Here is an 18,441-nt window from a genome sequence, read left to right on the forward strand (position 1 = left end):
CCGGTCGCACTTCGTGCCGTCTGAAACGGGATCGGACGGCACGAAGTGCGACCGGAAGGGTCAGGTGGAGAGCACTCCCGGTCCGTCGCGCAGTTCGAACACGAGCTGGGTCTCGGTGCCGCGCACGACGGGGTGCACCGTGATGTGCTCGAGAACGATGTCGCGCAGGGCCGTCGCATCCTGCACGGCCACATGCACGAGGAAGTCGTCGACGCCGGCGACGTGGAACACCTGAAGGACGCGCGGGATGTCGACCAGGGCATCGAAGAGGGCCGTCACCTTGTCTCCTGTGTGGTTCGCCAGGCGCACCTTGATGATCGCCTGCAGCGGGAAACCCAGAGCGGCCCCGTCGACGCGGATGCGCGTGTCGCGGATCACTCCGCGCTCGCGCAGCGCCCGCACCCGATGTGCGCAGGTCGACTCGGCGAGGCCGAGGCGATGTGCGAGCGCCTTGTTCGTCGTCTCGGCGTCGCGGCTGAGGACCGCGAGCAGCTCGAGGTCGGTCTCGTCGAGTTGTGCTTTCGCCAACGGGGGGCCTCCTTGCCCTTCGGATCCTGCACAGAATAGCGTTCAGCGTCGAATTCCTGGCGGCTTCTGTCGAGTTCCTGCGGTTTCATCGTGATTCCGGCAACGTGGAGTCATGACTGCACCGCTGCATCCCGACACCGTCGCCGTCCACGGCGGCCGCTCCGACCTCGAGGGGCTCGGGGTCCACGCGCTGCCGATCGATCTGTCGACCACGAACCCGCTCCCGGACATCGAGCGCGGCGGCGACTCGTACGAGGCCATGGCGACGGGAGGGCGTCCTCCGGCGGACGGCAGCATGGTCTACGCGCGACTGTGGAACCCCACGGTCGCCCGCTTCGAGGAGGCACTCGCCGAGCTCGAGCACGCCGAGGCCGCGGTCGCCTTCGCCTCGGGCATGGCCGCGATGACGGCCGTGATCCTGGCGCACACGGGAGCGACCGGGGCGCGCCACGTCGTCGCGGTGCGTCCGCTCTACGGGGGGACCGACCATCTGCTCGGCTCCGGCCTGCTCGGCGTCGAGACCACCTACTGTCGCCCCGATGAGGTCGCGGCGGCCGTGCGCCCCGACACCGGCCTCGTCGTGGTGGAGACCCCGGCGAACCCCACCCTCGACATCGCCGACATCGCCGACGTCGTGCGCCAGGCCGGCACGGTACCGGTCGTCGTCGACAACACGTTCGCGACCCCCGTGCTGCAGAATCCGATCGACCTCGGGGCGGCGATGTCTCTGCACAGCGCCACCAAGTACCTGGGCGGGCACGGCGATGTGATCGCCGGCGTCGTCGCGTGCAGCGAGGAGACGGCGGAGGCTCTGCGCCGCGTGCGGGCGGTGACGGGAGGGCTGCTGCATCCCCTCGGGGCCTATCTGCTGCACCGCGGTCTCACGACCCTCCCCGTGCGGGTGCGGCACCAGCAGGAGAGTGCGCGGCGGATCGTGCAGTGGCTCATCGATCGCCCCGAGGTCGCCGAGGTGTTCTACCCGGGACTCGACGGCGACCCGCGCGGCATCCTGGAACGGCAGATGCGCGGTACCGGCGCGATGATCGCGATGCGCATGCGCGGGGGTTTCGCCGCGGCCTCTGCGGTCACCACCGCGACCGCACTGTTCACGCACGCGGTGTCGCTCGGCGGAGTGGACTCGCTGATCCAGCATCCGGCGGCGCTCACGCATCGGCCTGTCCCTCCCGAAGCGCGTCCGGCAGCCGACGTGCTGCGTCTGTCGATCGGCTTGGAGGATGTCGACGACCTCATCGCCGACCTCGCCCAGGCGTTCGCCGGCGTTCCGGCCTTCGAGGTCGACGCGCCCCTCTCCGACCGGGTCACCTCCTCGCGCGCGGCACACCGGGGGGCAGTTCGCGCCTGAGGAGGTGGCTCGGCGTTCCTGTGGCGGATCAGAGGGAGGGGAGTCGGATCGTGCCGGTGGCGATGCGCTCGGTCGGCATCCGGTCGCGGTCGTAGGTGATCTCCGTGTAGCCGTGCGGGGTCGGCACCCCATCGTCGTCGAGGCTGACGAACACGATCTTCTCGATCGTGAGGATGCGCTTGCGCGTGATCATGTTCCTGGCCACCGCGCGCATGGTGAGCGACGTCGTGCCGAAGTGCGTGGCCTGCAGGCCGATCTCGATCAGATCGCCCTGCACGGCCGAGGCCTCGAAGTTGATCTCCGAGATGTGCTTGGTGACGGCACGGTAGTTGCCGAGCTGGACGATCGCATAGATCGCCGCTTCTTCATCGATCCACTTCAGCAGGCTGCCGCCGAACAATGAGCCGTTCGCGTTGAGGTCCTCCGGACGGACCCACTTGCGCGTGCGGAAATTGAGTCCGTCCTCCGACCACTGCCACGCCGGTGCCTTCTGCTTCGCCATGGGCACGAGGCTAGGCGGGTCGTGAGTCCGCGATGTTACGGCCCCTTTTCGCGCAGGGCACAGGGGCCTGGCACCCCCGTTTGTGCACTAGCCACAAGAAACTGAGTTTCATCGGTGCTGAGACTTGGTTTCGAGCGGCAAATCCGGGGGTCGCGAGTCGGGGTGCCCATACAGTCGCCGGTGGCAACGACGCCACTGACCCCGGGAGTCCTCAATGACGAGTACCACGCCCCACTCGCACGGAATCGGCATGCGCATCGCCGTGATCGTGCTCAGCCTGCTGCTGGCCGCGATGGTGATCCTGTTCTTCGCGACGACGAGCAAGATCGCCGCCGGTGCCTCCGAGCTCGCCGACGGAACGACGTCCGCGAAAGACGGATCGGCCGACCTCGCTGCCGGTGCCGCAGACCTCTCGGCCGGTGCGTCGCAGCTCGCCACGGGGACAGGTGTCCTCTCCGCGGGCGCGGCCAGCGCGCAGGAGGGCTCCCAGAAGCTGAGCGACGGGGCCACGACGGCGGCGAGCGGTGCCATGAGCCTGGCCGACGGCGCGAGCAGCCTCGCCGCCGGCGCATCGACCGCGGCAGCCGGTGCCGGCAAGGTCAGCGGGGGAGCCCAGAGCGCGCTCGCCGGGGCTCAGGAGCTCTCGACGAAGATGGCGCAGGCGGATGCCGGGGCGCAGACGCTGGCAGCGGGAGTGTCGACCCTGGCCGCCGGAGTCAACGGAGCGCACGCGTACGCCGGGCAGGTACTGGCGGGTGCGAGCGCGCTCAGCGGCACGCTCGGCACGAAGGTCGACGCGAACGTGATCGCTCTCGCGCAGCCCGAAGCGAAGAGCCTCCTGCAGGGAGTGGCCGCTGCGGCGCCAGGGCATTCGCAGCAGCTCGCCGATGCTCTCGCCGGGATGCTCGCCGCCGACCCGAAGAACCCGCAGCTCCAGGCGCTCGCCGGCCTGGCTGCCGGCGTCGATCAAGAGGTCGATGCGATGGCTCCCGTGGCGGCCAAGGGGTCCGACCTCGCCCAGGGGCTCGTCGCCGCCGCCGGCGGGTCGGCGAAGGTCACGGCCGGGGTCAACGGCCTCATCAACGGCGACGTCGCGAACAAGTGGCCGGGCACCGTGGCGCTGGTCGCTCCCCAGGGGGCGCCGGCCCTCGTCGCGGGCGCGCAGTCCCTGCACTCCGGCACGTCGCAGCTCTCGGCCGGCGCCGCCACGCTGGCCGCCGGGCTGCAGACGCTCTCCACCGGGGCCTCCTCCCTCTCCTCCGGCACGGCGAACCTCAGCGCGGGCGCAACCCGCCTGAACGACGGCGCCAGCACGCTCGCCACCGGCGTCGGTGCGCTGCAGGCCGGTGCCGGCGACCTCAACATCGGCATCGAGAAGCTCTCCGCCGGCGCGGCGACGGTCGCGGACGGCTCCGGCGATCTCGCGGACGGCGGCGACAAGCTCGAGGCCGGGGCCGCCGACCTCGCCGCGGGGAACGGGTTGATCGCCGACGGCTCCGACACCCTCGCCACCGCCACCGCGGGGGCCGCGCCCTCGATGCTGCCGTGGATCCTCGGCATCGCCCTGGCCGGGCTGATCGCGATCGGCTTCTGGGTCGGTCACCGCATCTCCCACCGCCGCTCGCTGGCCCTCGCCGCCTGATCCGCGTCCGCTCACCCCACCCGCCTCCATCCCCACCCGAGGGCCTGGGCGGATGCCTCCCCACCGGCATCCGCCCAGGAACTCGCATCTGCCCGCATCCGCGCGCATCTGCCCGCATCCGCTCGCATCCGCTCGCATCCGCTCGCATCTGCCCGCATCCGCTCACGGCAGAGCCGCCCAGGGCAGAATCCGCTCCGCACGCCCGCGGGGCGACAGAGGCTGGGGGCATGAGCGAAGACAACCCCATCCCGCAGTTCGGTCCCGAAGCCCGGCGCGCACTGTTCCACGAGCGGGTGCTCGTGCTCGACGGTGCTCTCGACGACGACAACGGCACGCTGCTGATGACCCAGCTGCTCGCGCTGTCGGCCGAGGACCCCGTCGCCGACATCGCGCTGTGGATCCACTCGCCCGGCGGCTCCGTGCCGTCGATGCTGGCCATCCGCGACATCATGCGGCTGATCCCCAACGACGTCGCCACCCTCGCCCTCGGACTCGCCTGCAGCGCCGGACAGTTCCTGCTTTCCGCCGGCACCCCCGGCAAGAGGCGGGCGCTGCCGCACGCACGCATCCTGATGCATCAGGGTTCCGCGGGCATCGGCGGATCCGCGGGCGAGCTCGAGACGCAGGCCGACGACCTGCGGCATATGCGCGACACCGTGCTCGGCCTCATCTCCGACGACACGGGCCAGCCCATCGCGCGCATCTTCGAGGATTCCCTTCACGACCGCTGGTACACCGCGGTGCAGGCGCAGGACTACGGCTTCATCGACGGCATCGTGGCCTCGATCGCTGAAGTGATGCCGCGACGACGTGCGCGCGTCGGACTGGGGGCGGACGCATGAGCGGCTACACCATCCCGAACGTCATCGCGCAGCATCCCCGAGGCGAGCGCATCATGGACGTCTATTCGCACCTGCTCGCGGAGCGGGTCATCTACCTCGGCACGGGCATCGATGCGGGGGTCGCGAACGCCCTCATCGCGCAGCTGCTGCATCTCGACGCGGACAGCCCCGAATCCGGCATCCAGTTCTACATCAACAGCGAGGGCGGCGATCCGGGCGCAGCGCTCGCGATCTACGACACCATGCAGCACATCCGTCCCGGCGTCGCGACCACCTGCGTCGGGCAGGCCATCGGACCGGCAGCACTCCTCGTCGCTGCCGGAGAACCGGGGGAGCGAGCCGCTCTCGCCCACGCGCGCATCGTGCTGCACCAGCCGGCCGGACAGTCCCGGGGTGCGATCCCCGACCTGATCCTCGCGGCCGACGAGGTGGTGCGGGTGCGCTCCGACATGGAGGAGATCCTGGCCAGGCACAGCGGCCGGACGGTCGCGGAGCTCCGGGTCGACACCGATCGCGACCGGGTGTTCACCGCCGCCGCCGCCCTCGACTACGGGCTGGTCGACACGGTGCTGGGAGCGCGGAGCTGATCTGCAGTCCGGGCTCGCGGACGGATGCATGAGCGGCGGACGATTGCATGACCGATGCGGTGCCTGTGGTCATGCATCCGTCCGTCGATCATGCAGATGACGGCTCCGGGATCACGCGGCGAGGGCGAACGCGCCACGCGAAGGGGCCGTCGATCGCAGGCTGTCGGCAACGTCGCTCGTCAGCTCGACGAGGCTCGTGTCGAGGGCTCCGGCGATCGCGGCGATCATCTCGCTCGACGGCTCCTTCAATCCACGCTCGACCTCGGAGAGGTACTGCGGCGAGACACCGGCCTTGTCGGCGGTCTCGGAGAGGGTCTCCTCGCGGTCGTGACGTCGGCGGCGCAGCTGGTCACCCAGCAGGTGTCGCCACAGGGGCTCGGGATCGCTCGGGCGGGGGCGTTCGGAGCGAGGGGTGCGCGGGAATGCGAGGATGTCGGCCATGCCTCACGATAATCCGCGGCATCCGGCGGCTTCGAGCGGTTCTGCTCAGAGCAGAACCGTGGTTCAGGAGTCTGCGCGCCCCGAGGTGTGATCGGGAGTGGGAGTGGGAGCGGGCTCGGGCTCCGCGGCGACAGATGCGGCCGCATCCGTCGCCGCCCAGCTGGCGAGCATCCGCAGCTTGTCCGCCGACGCCGTGCCCGGCTCGGCGGTATAGGTCGACAGGTGGAGTCCCGGGTCGGCCGGCAGTTCGAACGCCTCGTAGGTCAGCTCCATCTCTCCGACGATCGGATGCGCGATGCGCTTCACGCCCGTGCGGTGGAAGCGCACGTTGTGGGCGGCCCAGAGGGTGCGGAACCGCTCGCTCCGCGTCGAGAGCTCGCCGACGAGATCGGTGAGCTTCCGATCGAACGGATTGCGGCCGGCCTCACCGCGCATCGCCGCGACGAGCTCCTGCGTGTTGCGGTCCCACTCCGGGTAGAACTCCTGCGCCGCCGGATCGAGGAACGCGAAGCGGGCGCTGTTGGGCTGCGGCTGCGCGAACACCGGCGCGTAGAGGGCACGGCCCAGGGCGTTCGCGGCCAGGTAGTCGAAGTAGTTGTTGCGCACGATCGCCGGCGCCTCGGTCATGGCATCGAGCAGGCGGAGGATGCTCGCACGCAGCTCCGTGGCCTTCTTCCGCGGCGTGCGTGCGACCGGCGAGGCGTTCGCGGTGCGGGCGAGGTCGAACAGGTGCGCGGTCTCGGCCTCGTCCAGCTGGAGCGCGCGGGCGAGGGCGTCGAGCACGCTGTCGGACGCGCCGGACAGGTCGCCGCGCTCGAGCCGCGTGTAGTAGTCCACGCTGACACCCGCGAGGAGCGAGACCTCCTCGCGGCGCAGGCCCGGTACGCGGCGGTTGCCCCCGAATGCGGGGAGGCCTGCCTGATCGGGGGTGATGCGTGCGCGCCTCGTGGAGAGGAACTCGCGCACCTCGCTGCGGGTGTCCATGCCTTCGACGGTACGCGCTCAGCGACCGTGGAGGGAGGTACTGGCGGTACCGGTGACCGATCCGCGACGCCTCACAGTGCCGCGGTCACCCCGGGCAGCAGCTTGCCGAGGATCGCCCCCAACTGTTCGCGCTCCTGTGCGGTGAGCGGATCGAGCACGAGCTCCCGCACCTGCTCGACGTGCACGGGGGCGGCCGTGCGCAGCATCTCCCGTCCGGCCGGAGTCAGTGCGGCCGAGAGGGTGCGCTTGTCGGACCCGCACGAGGTGCGGGTGACCCAGCCGCGTTCCTCGAGAGAATCCAGAGCGTGGCTCAGGCGGGATCGGCTGAGGCCGGCGATGCGGGCGAGCTCGGTCATGGTGACGGCGCTCTCACCCTGACCTGCCAGGGTGACGAGGATCGCGTATCGGGCGTGGTTGAGCCCGACCTCTTCCTTCAGCGTGCGATCGAGCACCTGCGGCAGCAGCTGGACGAACCGGATGACGGGGAGCCAGGTCTCCATCTCGGTGTCGTCGAGGCGACGCGGATGCTGCTGCTCCGCCGTCATGCTGTCCTCCTGGGTGTCACTCGGGTATCCCGCGGGTGTCACGCTGCCGACAGGTCGAGCGTGTGCGCCGTGTGGTCGCGCTTCGCCTGCAGGTAGCGGGTGTTCGCTTCGGACAGGTGCACCTCGGTGCGCACGCGTTCGGTGACGCGGATGCCGAGCGCTTCGAGCTGCACGGCCTTGTCGGGGTTGTTGCTCAGCAGGCGGATGCCGTCGACGCCCAGCGCGTTCAGCATCTGGGCGGCCACCGTGTAGTCGCGCTCATCTTCGCCGTGGCCCAGGGCGACGTTCGCCTCGTACGTGTCGAGGCCCGCGTCCTGCAACGCGTAGGCGTCGAGCTTGGCGTACAGGCCGATGCCCCGGCCCTCCTGGCGGAGGTAGAGCAGGAACCCGCCTTCGTCGGCGATGCGCTCGACGGCTTCGCGCAGCTGGGGGCCGCAGTCGCAGCGCTCGGAGCCGAACACGTCGCCGGTGAGGCATTCGCTGTGCGGACGGACGAGCGGTGCGTCCCCGCCGTCTATCGCGCGTTCGAGTGCGGCGCGCCAGTCGCCGAGCCCGAGCAGCAGGTGCTCGCGGCCGTCGACGAGGCCGTCGAAGGTGACCACGTCGGCGGTCGTGGAGAAGCCGTCGCCGAAGCGCAGCGGCACGCGGACGCGAGTGCGTTCCGTGGCGACCGGAGCGACGGTTGAAGTTTCAATCATGTCGGGTGCAACGCGGCGTTCGGCGGACTATTCCCGGATCCCAGGATTTCGGAGGGGCTCCGTCAGAACCTCCCATCCGCGAGGGATTCGGTGTGGACTGGAGTCCACGCGACAGAAGGAGCAACACGAATGCGCGGAGTAGTCATGCACGCCCCCGGAGACGTCCGGGTCGAAGAGCGCGAGAAGCCCACCATCTCCCGGCCGACCGATGCGGTGATCCGCATCGCCGCGACCTGCATCTGCGGCTCGGACCTGTGGCCCTACCGCGGTGCCAACGACGTCGACCACGCGCCGATGGGGCACGAGTATGTCGGCGTGGTCGAGGAGATCGGCACCGAAGTGCAGACGCTGCGGGTCGGCGACTTCGTCGTCGGATCCTTCATGGCGTCGGACAACACGTGCGAGATCTGTCAGGCGGGGTACCAGTCCCGCTGCGTGCACGTGGTGCCGATGGGGCGCTACGGCACGCAGGCCGAGTACTCGCTCGTCCCGCACGCCGACGGCACGCTGGTCGTCACGCCCGGCCGGCCCGACGCCGATCTGATCCCCTCACTGCTCGCCGCGTCCGACGTCCTCGGCACGGGATGGTTCGCAGCCGTGGCCGCCGAGGTCGGACCGGGGAAGACCGTCGCCGTGGTCGGCGACGGCGCGGTCGGGCTCCTCGGGATCCTCGCCGCACGGGAGCTCGGTGCCGAGCGCATCATCGCGATGAGCCGGCACGCCGATCGGCAGGCGCTGGCGCGCGAGTTCGGCGCGACCGACATCGTCTCCGAACGCGGGGATGAGGGAGTGGCCCGCATCAAGGAACTCACGAACGGTCTCGGTGCGCATTCGGTGATCGAGGCCGTCGGCACCCAGGAGTCGATGATGCAGGCGATCCGCTCCACCCGCCCCGGTGGCCACGTCGGCTTCGTCGGCGTCTCTCACGACGTGGCGCTGCCCGGCGAGGAGCTGTTCTACTCCGGCGTGCACCTGCACGGCGGACCCGCGCCCGTGCGCCGCTTCCTCCCCGAGCTGATCCAGCTCATCTGGGACCGGAAGATCGACCCGGGCAAGGTGTTCGACCTCACCCTTCCGCTCGAAGAAGCCGCCGAGGGCTATCGGGCCATGGACGAGCGCCGCGCCACGAAGGTGCTGCTCACGGTGTGACCTCGCGGCGGGCGGAGATCTCCGTGTCGGGCGGAGATTCGACAGGAGATTCTCCGCCCATGGCGTGGTTCTCCTCCCGAGCCTGCGGCGATGTGTGTGGCTGTGCCCTGCGCCGCACGATCCTCAACTCGCTCGCGAGGATGCCGAGCACGACGAGCGCTCCGCCCACGAGCGCGGTGGCGGGCAGGCGTTCACCGGCGATGCGTCCGATGACTCCTGCCCACACCGGTTCCCCGGCGTAGATGATGGTCGCGCGGGTGGGGGAGACCGACTTCTGGGCCCAGTTCATCGTCAACTGGATCAGGCAGCTCGCCGCTCCCAGGCCGACCGCACAGCCGACCCAGATCCACGAGAACTCCGGCACGCCTTCGCCGACCACCGGCATCGTGAGCAGTCCCAGCACTCCCGCGGTGAGCAGCTGCACCACGGTGATGCGTCCGAGGTCGATCTTCCCGGCGAAGAGGCTGATCAGGATGATCTCGGCGGCGATCGGCAGCGTGCTGATCATGGTCGCGATCTCGCCCGCGCCGAGAGTCAGCGCGAAGGCATCGGGGCCGGCGATGAACAGCAGCCCGACGAAGGCCAGACCCGCCCCGACGAACGCCATGGCGGGCGGGCGCTTGCGGAACACGGCCCACTGCGCCAGCGGCACCAGCGGCACGTACATCGCGGTGATGAAGGCCGAGGTGCTGCTGTCGATGGTCTGCAGCCCCAGCGTCTGGAGGCCGTAGCCGAGGTAGATCATCACCCCGATCGCGACGCCCGCGCCGACATCGCGCCAGCGGATGCCGCGCAGCACGCGTCGGAAGATCACGACGCTGATCAGTCCCGCGATGAGGAACCGGATGCCGACGAAGAACCAGGGTCCGGAGTGCTCGATCGCCCAATGCACGAGCAGGAACGTGCCGCCCCAGACGGCGGTGATCGCGATGAGCGCGGCTTCCTGCGGTCGGAACCGCATCCAGCGGAGACGAGAGGGCATCGTTGGCCCTTTCTCGACGTTGCCGGATCGAGCCTAGTGCGCCGGACCCGTCGCTCGGATCGTGACGGAAGAAGACGATGGCGCACCGGACGCCGCCGCCGACTCGGTAGCCTCGCAGCATGAGCGACTTCGTGAGTGCCGTCGAACTGAACGACCTGCTGACCCGGGGTGCACCGGTGCGCGTGATCGACGTGCGGTGGCGCCTGGATCGTCCGGAGGCCGGGCACGACGACTACCTCACCGGGCACATCCCGGGCGCCGTGTTCGCCGCGCTCGACACCGAGCTCTCCACCCATGGCGAGCCGTCGGAGGGACGGCACCCGTTGCCGTCGACGGCCACCCTCCAGGACGCGGCGCGTCGGTGGGGCGTGCGTGCGGGCGACACGGTGGTCGCCTACGACGACTTCAAGGGGATCGCGGCCGCCCGTGCCTGGTGGCTGCTGCGTCAGGCCGGCGTCGATGTGCGGGTGCTCGCCGGCGGCATCCGCGGGTGGAAGGATGAGGGCTTCGCCGTCGCGACCGATGATGTGGCGCCGGATCGTGGCGATGTCGTCCTCACGGAGATCGGTGCGGATGCGCTGACGATCGACGAGGCCGCCGCGTTCCCGGCATCCGGTGTCCTGGTGGATGTGCGGGCCCCCGAACGCTACCGCGGCGAGACCGAGCCGCTCGATCCCGCGGCAGGACACATCCCCGGCGCACGCAACCTGCCCACCCTGCTGCATCTGGACGCCACAGGCCGCATCCTCGACCGGGAGACCGTGCTGGCGAACTTCGCCGAGATCGGCGTCACGCCGGGCACGGCCGTCGCGGCATACTGCGGTTCCGGCGTGACGGCCGCGCACACCGCCCTGGTCCTGCATGAGGTCGGCATCGAGGCGAAGGTCTTCCCCGGGTCGTGGAGCCAGTGGTCGAACACCCCTGGCCGGCCGGTCGCGACCGGAGATCAGCCTGGCTGATCCTCCCGGGGGCCATAGCCCCAGTGCAGTCCGAGGGCGCCGGGGCCGAAAGCCCGGCGCACCAGATGCACCGACGTTCCCCGGGGCGGCGGCAGCGGCGTCATGATGACGCCGTCCGGTGTCTCGAGGTGCTCCTCGCACCAGTCAGGGATCGCGTCTGGATGGAAGCGTGTCCACACCAGCAGCTCTCTGGCCTTCTGCGCCAGGGCGTGGCCGGTGTCGCGCGTCGCGGGGTAGTCGGGCGGGTACTCCACCGACCACTCCACCATCGCCGTCTCCGGCGCGGTCAGCGGCACATCGAGCTCGAACAGCACCCCGTGCACCTCGCCGTCGGGGTGGGAATAGCGCGCGGCGATCCGGCCCCCTGCCACCGCCTTCAGCAGAGGTGCGGGGGTGCGCACCCCGCGGGTGATCTCGAGGAAGGGGATCGCCGTGATCGTGCCGACCGTGGACTGCACGATGCTGCGCGTGATGCTGAATGCGACGTTGCCGTCCGCGCCGACATCGGTCACCGAATGCGTCGTGAGCTCGCGGGAGGTGTCGGGGTAGGAGGCGCCGAGCGCGCGGAAGGCGTCGATCACCGCCAACTCGAGCTCTTCCTCGTCGATCGGGAACTGGTTGGGTCCGAGCGGACCTGTGCGGTTCGTCGATCGGAGCAGTCTGCTCAGCGCCCCCGTGTCGAGTCCGAGGAGTTCCTCGATGTCGCTGAGCGCGGCGAGCGACTGCGCCCCCTCCGGCCGTCGCGCGCCGGATCGCCAGTAGCTCAGCGTGGCCATCGACACGCGGTTCCCGCGCGCCTTGAGCTGACGCTGCAGCCACGACAGCGTCACCGGCTTCGCGTTTATCGCGTCGCGCAGGGCGTTCGCGAAGTCATCGGGTTCGGCTCTGCGCGCGTCATCTTCGAAACTCATCACAGATCCCCTCCGGTATGTGAAGATCAGCGCCTTAGAGTGAGCATACGACCGCACGCGCGTACCTCAGGGGACCGGGTGGGCATGTGGGGTCACTTGGCCGTCTTCGCAGGCAGGGTGCCCGACCCTGCGATCACCGGCCTGACGCAGTGATGCCCCCCTTGCTGCGTATGTCGTGAAGCCCGGCAATCGATCTGGGGAGATCAGCCGGGCTTCACGAATCCTCCCTCCGCAGGGCTCCCGGCGTTGCGGCTCCGCCGCCCCGCGTAGACTGGGAGCAACACCCCGGAGGACTCTGGACCGTCATGTCTGCCCCTGCTCGCGCATTCACCATGCGCCACGTGCAATTGCTGCGCGCCCTGTTCGCCGCAGTCGCTGCACTGATGATCACGTTCTCGTCTGATCACTCCGCCGCCGTCGGCCTGTCCGTGTTCAGCGGCTTCGTCTTCATCACCGCTCTCGTCCAGGTGCTCGCCGCCTGGCTGGTGCTCCCCGCCGGCTCACGCTGGTCGTACGTCCTGCTCGCCGCGGTCGGCGTCGTCGCCGGCATGGTGAGCGGAATCCCGGTGTGGCGTTCCGACGACCTGTTCTTCATCATCGTCTCCTCCTGGGCCATCGTCAGCGGCGGCATCGAGCTGCTCGCCGGCATCCGCTCCCGGCGCACCGGCGGCATGCTGTCGCGCGATGCGATCACCGTCGGGGGCCTGGGTGTTCTGCTCGGCGTGGCCCTGCTGCTGATCCCGGCCGGGTTCCTGCAGGAGTACACGATCGACAAGGCCGGCACGTTCGTCCTCTCCGGGATCATCCTCGGCGTCGGCATGTTCGGCGGCTATGCGGCGATCGTCGCGGTCTTCCTCGGCATCGCCGGCCTCACGCCGAAGCAGGTCGATGCCGTCGCCACGGTGTCCGAATCGAACGACAGCGCCGCCCCCGCGGAGCATGGAGGAGAGCGATGAGCGACGAGAAGCCCACCCGCCGGGACATTCTGCGGCCCCTGCACCTGCTCCTCATCGCGCTCGGCTGCGGCGTCTTCGCCATGGTCGTCACCCTGGTCTCGACCGGAGCCTTCACCGCACGCGTGAACGCGTCGATCGCCGACGGCACCTACGACGGGCTGACCCCGATCGCGCTGGGGCTCGTCGTCGGCGGTGGGGCGTTCATCGTGACGCTGCTGATCCTGGCGATGCTCATCCTCGCCGTCGATCCGTCCGACGTCACCAAGACGATCGATCGTCCGGTGCTGTACGACCCGGAGCCCGACGGGGAGAGCCCTGACTCCGAGGCTTCCGGCCGCCCGGCGTCCTCCTGACGCGCTCCGCAGGAGCGGTAGATCTGCTCGTCGACGGGACCCTCTAACATCCGATTAAAGAGCGCGTCAGGCGTTCTGAATTGCGCGGATCTCGGGTACTTTCGGCGTACCCTCTGGACAATCGTCTCTAGACATCCGATGTCTCGTGTCGGACACTGACTTCTGACGCGCCCCGCATCCACGACCGGTTGCGAGACCGCACGGCCCCAGATGATCAACGATGCTCCGGAGGTTTGCTGTGATGATGGACCCCATTTCCCGCCGACAGGCGCTGCAGGTGGGCGGCCTCGCCCTCCTCGCCCCGCTCGTCCCTCAATTCCTGGCCGCTCGGCCTGCGGCTGCGAACGCATTCTCGGTGGACGCCGCTCTGCGCGCCGTCCCCGCCGGTGCGATCCCGCGTCCGCAGCTCTCGCCGTACGCCCTCTGGTACGCGACCCCGGCGACGAGCTGGGAGACGCAGGCGCTCCCCATCGGCAACGCGCGCCTCGGCGCGAAGTTGTTCGGGAACCCGGACGCCGAAGTGATCCAGTTCAGCGAGCAGAGCCTGTGGGGCGGCGTCAACGACTATGACAACGCGCTCGCCGGCCAGCCCGACGGAGCGTACGACACCAGCGTCACCGGTTTCGGTTCGTTCCGCGACTTCGGCGAGGTGACCGTCGCGTTCGGCGCACGCACCGTCGTGAGCTCGCCGGGAGGCCCGTACGAGGTATCGGGTGGCGAGAGCGTCGAGAAGACCTTCGACGGGAATCCGGCCACGAAGTGGTGTCTGATCGCGCCGCCCGCCGAGGTGATCTGGCAGGCCGATCTCGCGGAGCCGGTCGCCGTCTCCTCCTACGCGCTCACGAGCGCGAACGACGTCCCCGCCCGCGATCCGCAGGACTGGCGGTTCGAAGGGTCTGCCGATGGAGCGGCCTGGGTCGCGCTCGACACGCGGGCTGAAGCGCCGTTCCCGCAGCGGCTCCAGACCAAGAGCTTCTCGTTCGCGAACACGACGGCGTACGCGCACTACCGCTTCGTCTTCACGCCGAAGGCGGGGGTCAGTCACTTCCAGGTCGCCGAGGTCGCGCTCGGCGGGGTCGACCTCGCACAGGGGAGCGCCGTCTACGTGTCGTCGCCCAGCGGCCACGCCGACTCCCTCGTCGGCACCGTGGACGCCGACCCCGCGACCGTCTGGGCGGTTCCGTCGACCGGGCCAGGGGCGGTCTGGCAGGTCGAGCTCAGCGCCAAGCTCGCCCTGAACGGCTACGTGCTCACGAGTGCTCCCGACGCGCCGGAACAGGATCCGCGGGACTGGACGGTCTCCGGCTCGGACGACGGGCTCGGCTGGAAGACGCTCGACACGCGCACCGGGGAGACGTTCCCGGAGCGCGGCACCGGGCGGGTCTTCTCATTCGCGAACACCACCGCCTACACGATGTACCGCATCTCGTTCTCCGCACCCGGCGCGCTCCGTCTCGGCGGCATCGCCTTCACCGGCGGTGGCTTCAGCACCGCCGGAGCCCGCGCCGTCGTCGATTACCGACGTGCGCTCGACATCGCGGACGGCACCCACAGCACCCACTTCGCCACCGCACAGGGCACGGTGCTGCGTGAGGCGTTCGCCAGTCGGGATGCCGACGTGATCGCGGTGCGGTTCACCGCCGACCGCCCCGGTGCGCTCACCGCTCTCATCACCCTGGTCTCGAAGCAGGACGGCGTCGCGACGACAGTCGACGCGGGCGGCCGCCGAATGGGCTTCGCCGGAACCATGGCCAACAACCTCACGCACGCGGCCGCGGTGCGCATCGCGGAGACCGACGGAGAGGTGGTCGCCGCCGAGGGCGGACTGCGCGTCTCCGGCGCCGCGAGCATCACCCTGCTGCTCGACGCCCGCACCGACTACCGCCTGAGCGCCGCACACGGATGGCGCGGTGCGGCGCCGCAGCCGGCGATCGAGAAGGCCCTGAACGCGGCGGCCTCCCGCTCGTGGAAGAGCCTCCGCTCGGCGCACACCGCGCAGGTCTCCGAGCTCATGCAGCGCGCGAAGGTCGAATGGGGGGTCACCGACGGCGCCGTGATGGCGATGCCCACCGACCGTCGACTGCTCCGCTACGGCACGGGCGAGGCCGACCCGACGCTGGAGCAGACGCTCTACGCCTACGGGCGCTATCTGCTCCTCAGCTCGTCGAAGCCCGGCGGGCTGCCCGCCAACCTCCAGGGACTGTGGAACAACAGCAATCAGCCGGCGTGGGCCAGCGACTACCACACGAACATCAACATCCAGATGAACTACTGGGGGGCCGAGACCGCCGACCTCCCGGAGTCGCACGAGGCCCTCGCGACCTTCATCCGTGAGGTGGCCGTGCCTAGCAGAATCGCCACGCGGAACGCGTTCGGCGCCGACGTGCGCGGGTGGACCGCCCGCACCTCGCAGAGCATCTTCGGCGGCAACGCGTGGGAGTGGAACACGATCGCCAGCGCCTGGTATGCGCAGCACCTCTACGAGCACTGGGCGTTCACGCAGGACAAGAAGTACCTGCGCGATCTGGCCTACCCGCTGATCAAGGAGATCTGCCAGTTCTGGGAGGACCAGCTCAAAGAGCTCCCCGACGGCACCCTGGTCGCACCGATGGGCTGGTCTCCCGAGCACGGCCCGCGCGAAGACGGGGTGATGCACGATCAGCAGATCATCTGGGACCTCTTCCAGAACTACCTCGAGTGCGCGAAGGCCCTCGGCGTCGACAAGAAGTACCAGGGGACGATCGCCGACATGCAGCAGCGCCTGGCCCCGAACAAGATCGGCCGCTGGGGGCAGCTCCAGGAGTGGCAGACCGACCGCGACGACCCGAACGACATCCATCGGCACACCTCGCACCTGTTCGCCGTGTACCCGGGGCGCCAGATCACCCCGGATACTCCGGAGCTCTCGGCGGCGGCACTGGTCTCACTCAAGGCGCGTTGCGGAGAGAAGGAGGGCGTGCCGTTCACCGCTGCCACGGTCTCGGGCGACAGCCGCCGTTCCTGGACCTGGCCGTGGCGCGCGGGACTCTTCGCGCGCCTGGGCGACGCCGAGCGGGCAGGCATCATGGTGCGCGGCCTGCTCACGTACAACATCCTGCAGAACCTGTGGGCGAACCATCCGCCGTTCCAGCTCGACGGCAACTACGGCATCGTCGGCGCGATCGCGGAGATGCTCGTGCAGAGTCATGGCGACGTCATCCGGCTGCTGCCCGCCGTCCCCGCGGACTGGGCGGTGAGCGGATCGTTCGCCGGGCTCCGCGCACGGGGCGGATACCGCGTGGACTGCACGTGGCGGGACGGGAAGGTCGTCGCCTACGACGTCGTCGCCGATCGGGCACCGAACATGAGCAACGTGATCGTGGTCGTGAACGGAGAACGTCGCAAGGTGAAGCCGGGCAACCCGAAGAACGGCAAGCCCATGCGCGACCTCGGCCCGGCGCACTGACCCCGGCGGCACCGACGTCGGAGGGCGACGTCGGTGCCGCCATCCCGCATGAATCCGGAATACCGCTGCGGTGGATCGGCTTGTCCCTGTAGTGACTGCCTCCGTCGACCGCGCCTCCATCGGACTCCGGTCGGAGCGGGGCCCCATTCTCGGTGCGCTCATGCTGGCCACCGGCCTGATCGCGATCGACGCCACGATCCTCGCGACCGCCGTGCCCAGCATCGTCCGCGACCTCGGCAGTTACCAGCAGTTCCCGTGGCTGTTCTCGGTGTACCTCCTGGCACAGGCCGTGAGCGTCCCCATCTACTCCCGCTTCGCGGACACCGTCGGACGCAAGCCGATCATCCTGCTCGGCATCGCCCTGTTCCTGCTCGGCTCCATCCTCTGCGGATTCGCGTGGAGCATGCCGGCGCTGATCGTGTTCCGCATCATCCAGGGCATCGGCGCCGGTGCCGTCGCACCGATGTCGATGACCATCGTCGGCGACATCTACACCGTCGCCGAACGTGCCAAGGTGCAGGGATACGTCGCGAGCGTCTGGGCGATCTCGTCGGTCGTCGGCCCGGCGCTCGGGGGGATCTTCGCGCAGTTCGACGCCTGGCGGTGGATCTTCTGGATCAACATCCCGCTCTGTCTGATCGCCGGATGGATGCTGCTGCGCAACTACAAGGAGCAGAAGCAGACCCAGAAGCACAGCATCGATTACGGGGGAGCGGTGCTGCTCACGATCGGGCTGACCGCGCTCATCCTCGGCATGCTCGAGGGCGGGAACGCCTGGGCGTGGCTGTCGGTGCAGAGCGCCCTCTGCTTCGGCCTGGGAGTGATCGCGCTGATCGCCTTCGGGTTCGTCGAGCGCCGCGTCGCCGAGCCGATCGTCGACCTGCGCCTCGCGGGTCGACGGCTCATCCTCACCACCACGATCGTGTCGCTCGGTGTCGGCGCACTGATGCTCGGTGTCACCAGCTTCGCTCCGGCCTACCTCGAAGGGTCCACCGGCATCGCCCCGTTGCTCTCCGGTCTCGCGGTCGCCGCTCTGACCCTCGGCTGGCCGCTCGCCGCCGCGAACGCGGGACGCCTGTACCTGCGCATCGGCTTCCGCCGCACCACGTTGATCGGCATGAGCATCACGACGGTCGCCGCCATCGCCCTGGCCTCGGTCGCCTCGTGGCCGAATCCGTTCGTGATCGCCGGCATCGCGTTCCTCTTCGGCTTCGGGCTCGGATGGAGTGCGGCGCCGACGCTGATCGCTGCGCAGGCCTCGGTCGGCTGGGGCGAGCGCGGGGCGGTGACGGGCATGAACGCGTTCGCGCGCTCGGCCGGGAGCGCTGTCGGCGTGGCCGTGTTCGGGGCGATCTCCAATGCCGTGATCGCGCAGGGCGTCGGTCCCGACGATCCCGGCACGATCATCCATGCGTCGGTGTGGGTGTTCGTCGCGGTCGCCGTGACCGCGGTGCTCACCCTGCTCGCCGCCGCCTTCATGCCGAAGGACAGTGTCGAGGAGCACTCCGGAGAGTCAGCCCCCTAGCCCGCGTGCCTTCCTGCCCGCGTGCACTC

Annotated in this window: 18 protein-coding genes; 10 read left to right on the forward strand and 8 right to left on the reverse strand. The window is 69.8% G+C overall.

The genetic code is table 11. From position 1 onward, the window contains the following. Positions 1 to 60 precede the first annotated feature (60 nt). Positions 61 to 528: an Lrp/AsnC family transcriptional regulator gene (locus L687_RS40565; RefSeq protein WP_021201573.1), complete on the reverse strand. Its 468-nt coding sequence runs from the start codon at positions 526 to 528 to the stop codon at positions 61 to 63. Between the two features lie 112 nt (positions 529 to 640). On the opposite strand from L687_RS40565, the gene L687_RS40570 reads away from it, so the two are divergent. Then, a complete protein-coding gene (locus L687_RS40570) occupies positions 641 to 1,891 on the forward strand; it encodes a trans-sulfuration enzyme family protein (RefSeq protein WP_021201574.1) in 1,251 nt (416 codons plus the stop codon). A 28-nt stretch (positions 1,892 to 1,919) separates the two neighbouring features. Here the strand turns inward: L687_RS40570 and L687_RS40575 are convergent, their stop codons facing one another. Continuing rightward, positions 1,920 to 2,393 carry an acyl-CoA thioesterase gene (locus L687_RS40575; protein WP_021201575.1) on the reverse strand — a complete coding sequence of 158 codons (474 nt, stop codon included), beginning with the start codon at positions 2,391 to 2,393 and terminating at the stop codon, positions 1,920 to 1,922. A 214-nt stretch (positions 2,394 to 2,607) separates the two neighbouring features. Between L687_RS40575 and L687_RS40580 the strand changes: the two genes are divergently transcribed. From L687_RS40580 to L687_RS40590, 3 genes are all read left to right on the forward strand, one after another. After that, positions 2,608 to 4,035, forward strand: coding sequence for a hypothetical protein (locus tag L687_RS40580; protein ID WP_084487476.1), 1,428 nt, complete (start codon positions 2,608 to 2,610; stop codon positions 4,033 to 4,035). 227 nt (positions 4,036 to 4,262) lie between these two features. Further along, the gene (locus L687_RS40585; protein ID WP_021201577.1) at positions 4,263 to 4,877 is read left to right on the forward strand and encodes a ClpP family protease; all 615 of its coding nucleotides are present in this window, start codon (positions 4,263 to 4,265) and stop codon (positions 4,875 to 4,877) included. Then, positions 4,874 to 5,464 (forward strand): ClpP family protease, encoded by a 591-nt coding sequence (locus tag L687_RS40590; RefSeq protein ID WP_021201578.1) that lies wholly within the window; start codon positions 4,874 to 4,876, stop codon positions 5,462 to 5,464. Before L687_RS40585 ends, L687_RS40590 begins: the two co-directional genes overlap by 4 nt. 111 nt (positions 5,465 to 5,575) lie before the next feature. Here L687_RS40590 and L687_RS40595 read toward each other — a convergent pair whose 3' ends face one another. The 4 genes from L687_RS40595 to L687_RS40610 all read right to left on the reverse strand — a co-directional run bounded on the left by L687_RS40595 (position 5,576) and on the right by L687_RS40610 (position 8,132). Next, positions 5,576 to 5,905, reverse strand: a complete 330-nt coding sequence (locus tag L687_RS40595) for a helix-turn-helix domain-containing protein (RefSeq protein WP_021201579.1) — start codon at positions 5,903 to 5,905, stop codon at positions 5,576 to 5,578. 63 nt (positions 5,906 to 5,968) lie between these two features. Then, a complete protein-coding gene (locus L687_RS40600) occupies positions 5,969 to 6,889 on the reverse strand; it encodes a helix-turn-helix transcriptional regulator (RefSeq protein WP_021201580.1) in 921 nt (306 codons plus the stop codon). 71 nt (positions 6,890 to 6,960) lie between these two features. Next, the gene (locus L687_RS40605) at positions 6,961 to 7,434 is read right to left on the reverse strand and encodes a MarR family winged helix-turn-helix transcriptional regulator (protein WP_021201581.1); all 474 of its coding nucleotides are present in this window, start codon (positions 7,432 to 7,434) and stop codon (positions 6,961 to 6,963) included. A 38-nt stretch (positions 7,435 to 7,472) separates the two neighbouring features. After that, positions 7,473 to 8,132 (reverse strand): GTP cyclohydrolase II, encoded by a 660-nt coding sequence (locus L687_RS40610; RefSeq protein WP_031208311.1) that lies wholly within the window; start codon positions 8,130 to 8,132, stop codon positions 7,473 to 7,475. A gap of 129 nt (positions 8,133 to 8,261) precedes the next feature. On the opposite strand from L687_RS40610, the gene L687_RS40615 reads away from it, so the two are divergent. Continuing rightward, the gene (locus tag L687_RS40615) at positions 8,262 to 9,281 is read left to right on the forward strand and encodes a zinc-dependent alcohol dehydrogenase family protein (RefSeq protein ID WP_031208314.1); all 1,020 of its coding nucleotides are present in this window, start codon (positions 8,262 to 8,264) and stop codon (positions 9,279 to 9,281) included. Here the strand turns inward: L687_RS40615 and L687_RS40620 are convergent. Further along, a complete protein-coding gene (locus L687_RS40620) occupies positions 9,271 to 10,263 on the reverse strand; it encodes a DMT family transporter (protein WP_235045258.1) in 993 nt (330 codons plus the stop codon). The two genes, L687_RS40615 and L687_RS40620, sit on opposite strands and share 11 nt — an antisense overlap. 119 nt (positions 10,264 to 10,382) lie before the next feature. Between L687_RS40620 and L687_RS40625 the strand changes: the two genes are divergently transcribed. Next, positions 10,383 to 11,222, forward strand: coding sequence for a sulfurtransferase (locus L687_RS40625; protein WP_021201585.1), 840 nt, complete (start codon positions 10,383 to 10,385; stop codon positions 11,220 to 11,222). On the opposite strand, the gene L687_RS40630 is transcribed toward L687_RS40625, so the two are convergent. Continuing rightward, a complete protein-coding gene (locus L687_RS40630) occupies positions 11,210 to 12,133 on the reverse strand; it encodes a hypothetical protein (protein WP_021201586.1) in 924 nt (307 codons plus the stop codon). The genes L687_RS40625 and L687_RS40630 overlap by 13 nt on opposite strands. Before the next feature lie 305 nt (positions 12,134 to 12,438). Between L687_RS40630 and L687_RS40635 the strand changes: the two genes are divergently transcribed. From L687_RS40635 to L687_RS40650, 4 genes are all read left to right on the forward strand, one after another. Next, the gene (locus L687_RS40635; protein WP_021201587.1) at positions 12,439 to 13,089 is read left to right on the forward strand and encodes a hypothetical protein; all 651 of its coding nucleotides are present in this window, start codon (positions 12,439 to 12,441) and stop codon (positions 13,087 to 13,089) included. Beyond that, positions 13,086 to 13,442 (forward strand): hypothetical protein, encoded by a 357-nt coding sequence (locus tag L687_RS40640; protein ID WP_021201588.1) that lies wholly within the window; start codon positions 13,086 to 13,088, stop codon positions 13,440 to 13,442. The genes L687_RS40635 and L687_RS40640 overlap by 4 nt, the downstream gene beginning before the upstream one ends. Before the next feature lie 241 nt (positions 13,443 to 13,683). Then, the gene (locus tag L687_RS40645; RefSeq protein WP_021201589.1) at positions 13,684 to 16,887 is read left to right on the forward strand and encodes a glycosyl hydrolase family 95 catalytic domain-containing protein; all 3,204 of its coding nucleotides are present in this window, start codon (positions 13,684 to 13,686) and stop codon (positions 16,885 to 16,887) included. 91 nt (positions 16,888 to 16,978) lie between these two features. Beyond that, positions 16,979 to 18,412: an MFS transporter gene (locus L687_RS40650; protein ID WP_021201590.1), complete on the forward strand. Its 1,434-nt coding sequence runs from the start codon at positions 16,979 to 16,981 to the stop codon at positions 18,410 to 18,412. The last annotated feature ends 29 nt before the right edge of the window (positions 18,413 to 18,441 follow it).

This window comes from Microbacterium maritypicum MF109 (assembly GCF_000455825.1).
Taxonomy (GTDB): domain Bacteria; phylum Actinomycetota; class Actinomycetes; order Actinomycetales; family Microbacteriaceae; genus Microbacterium; species Microbacterium maritypicum_A.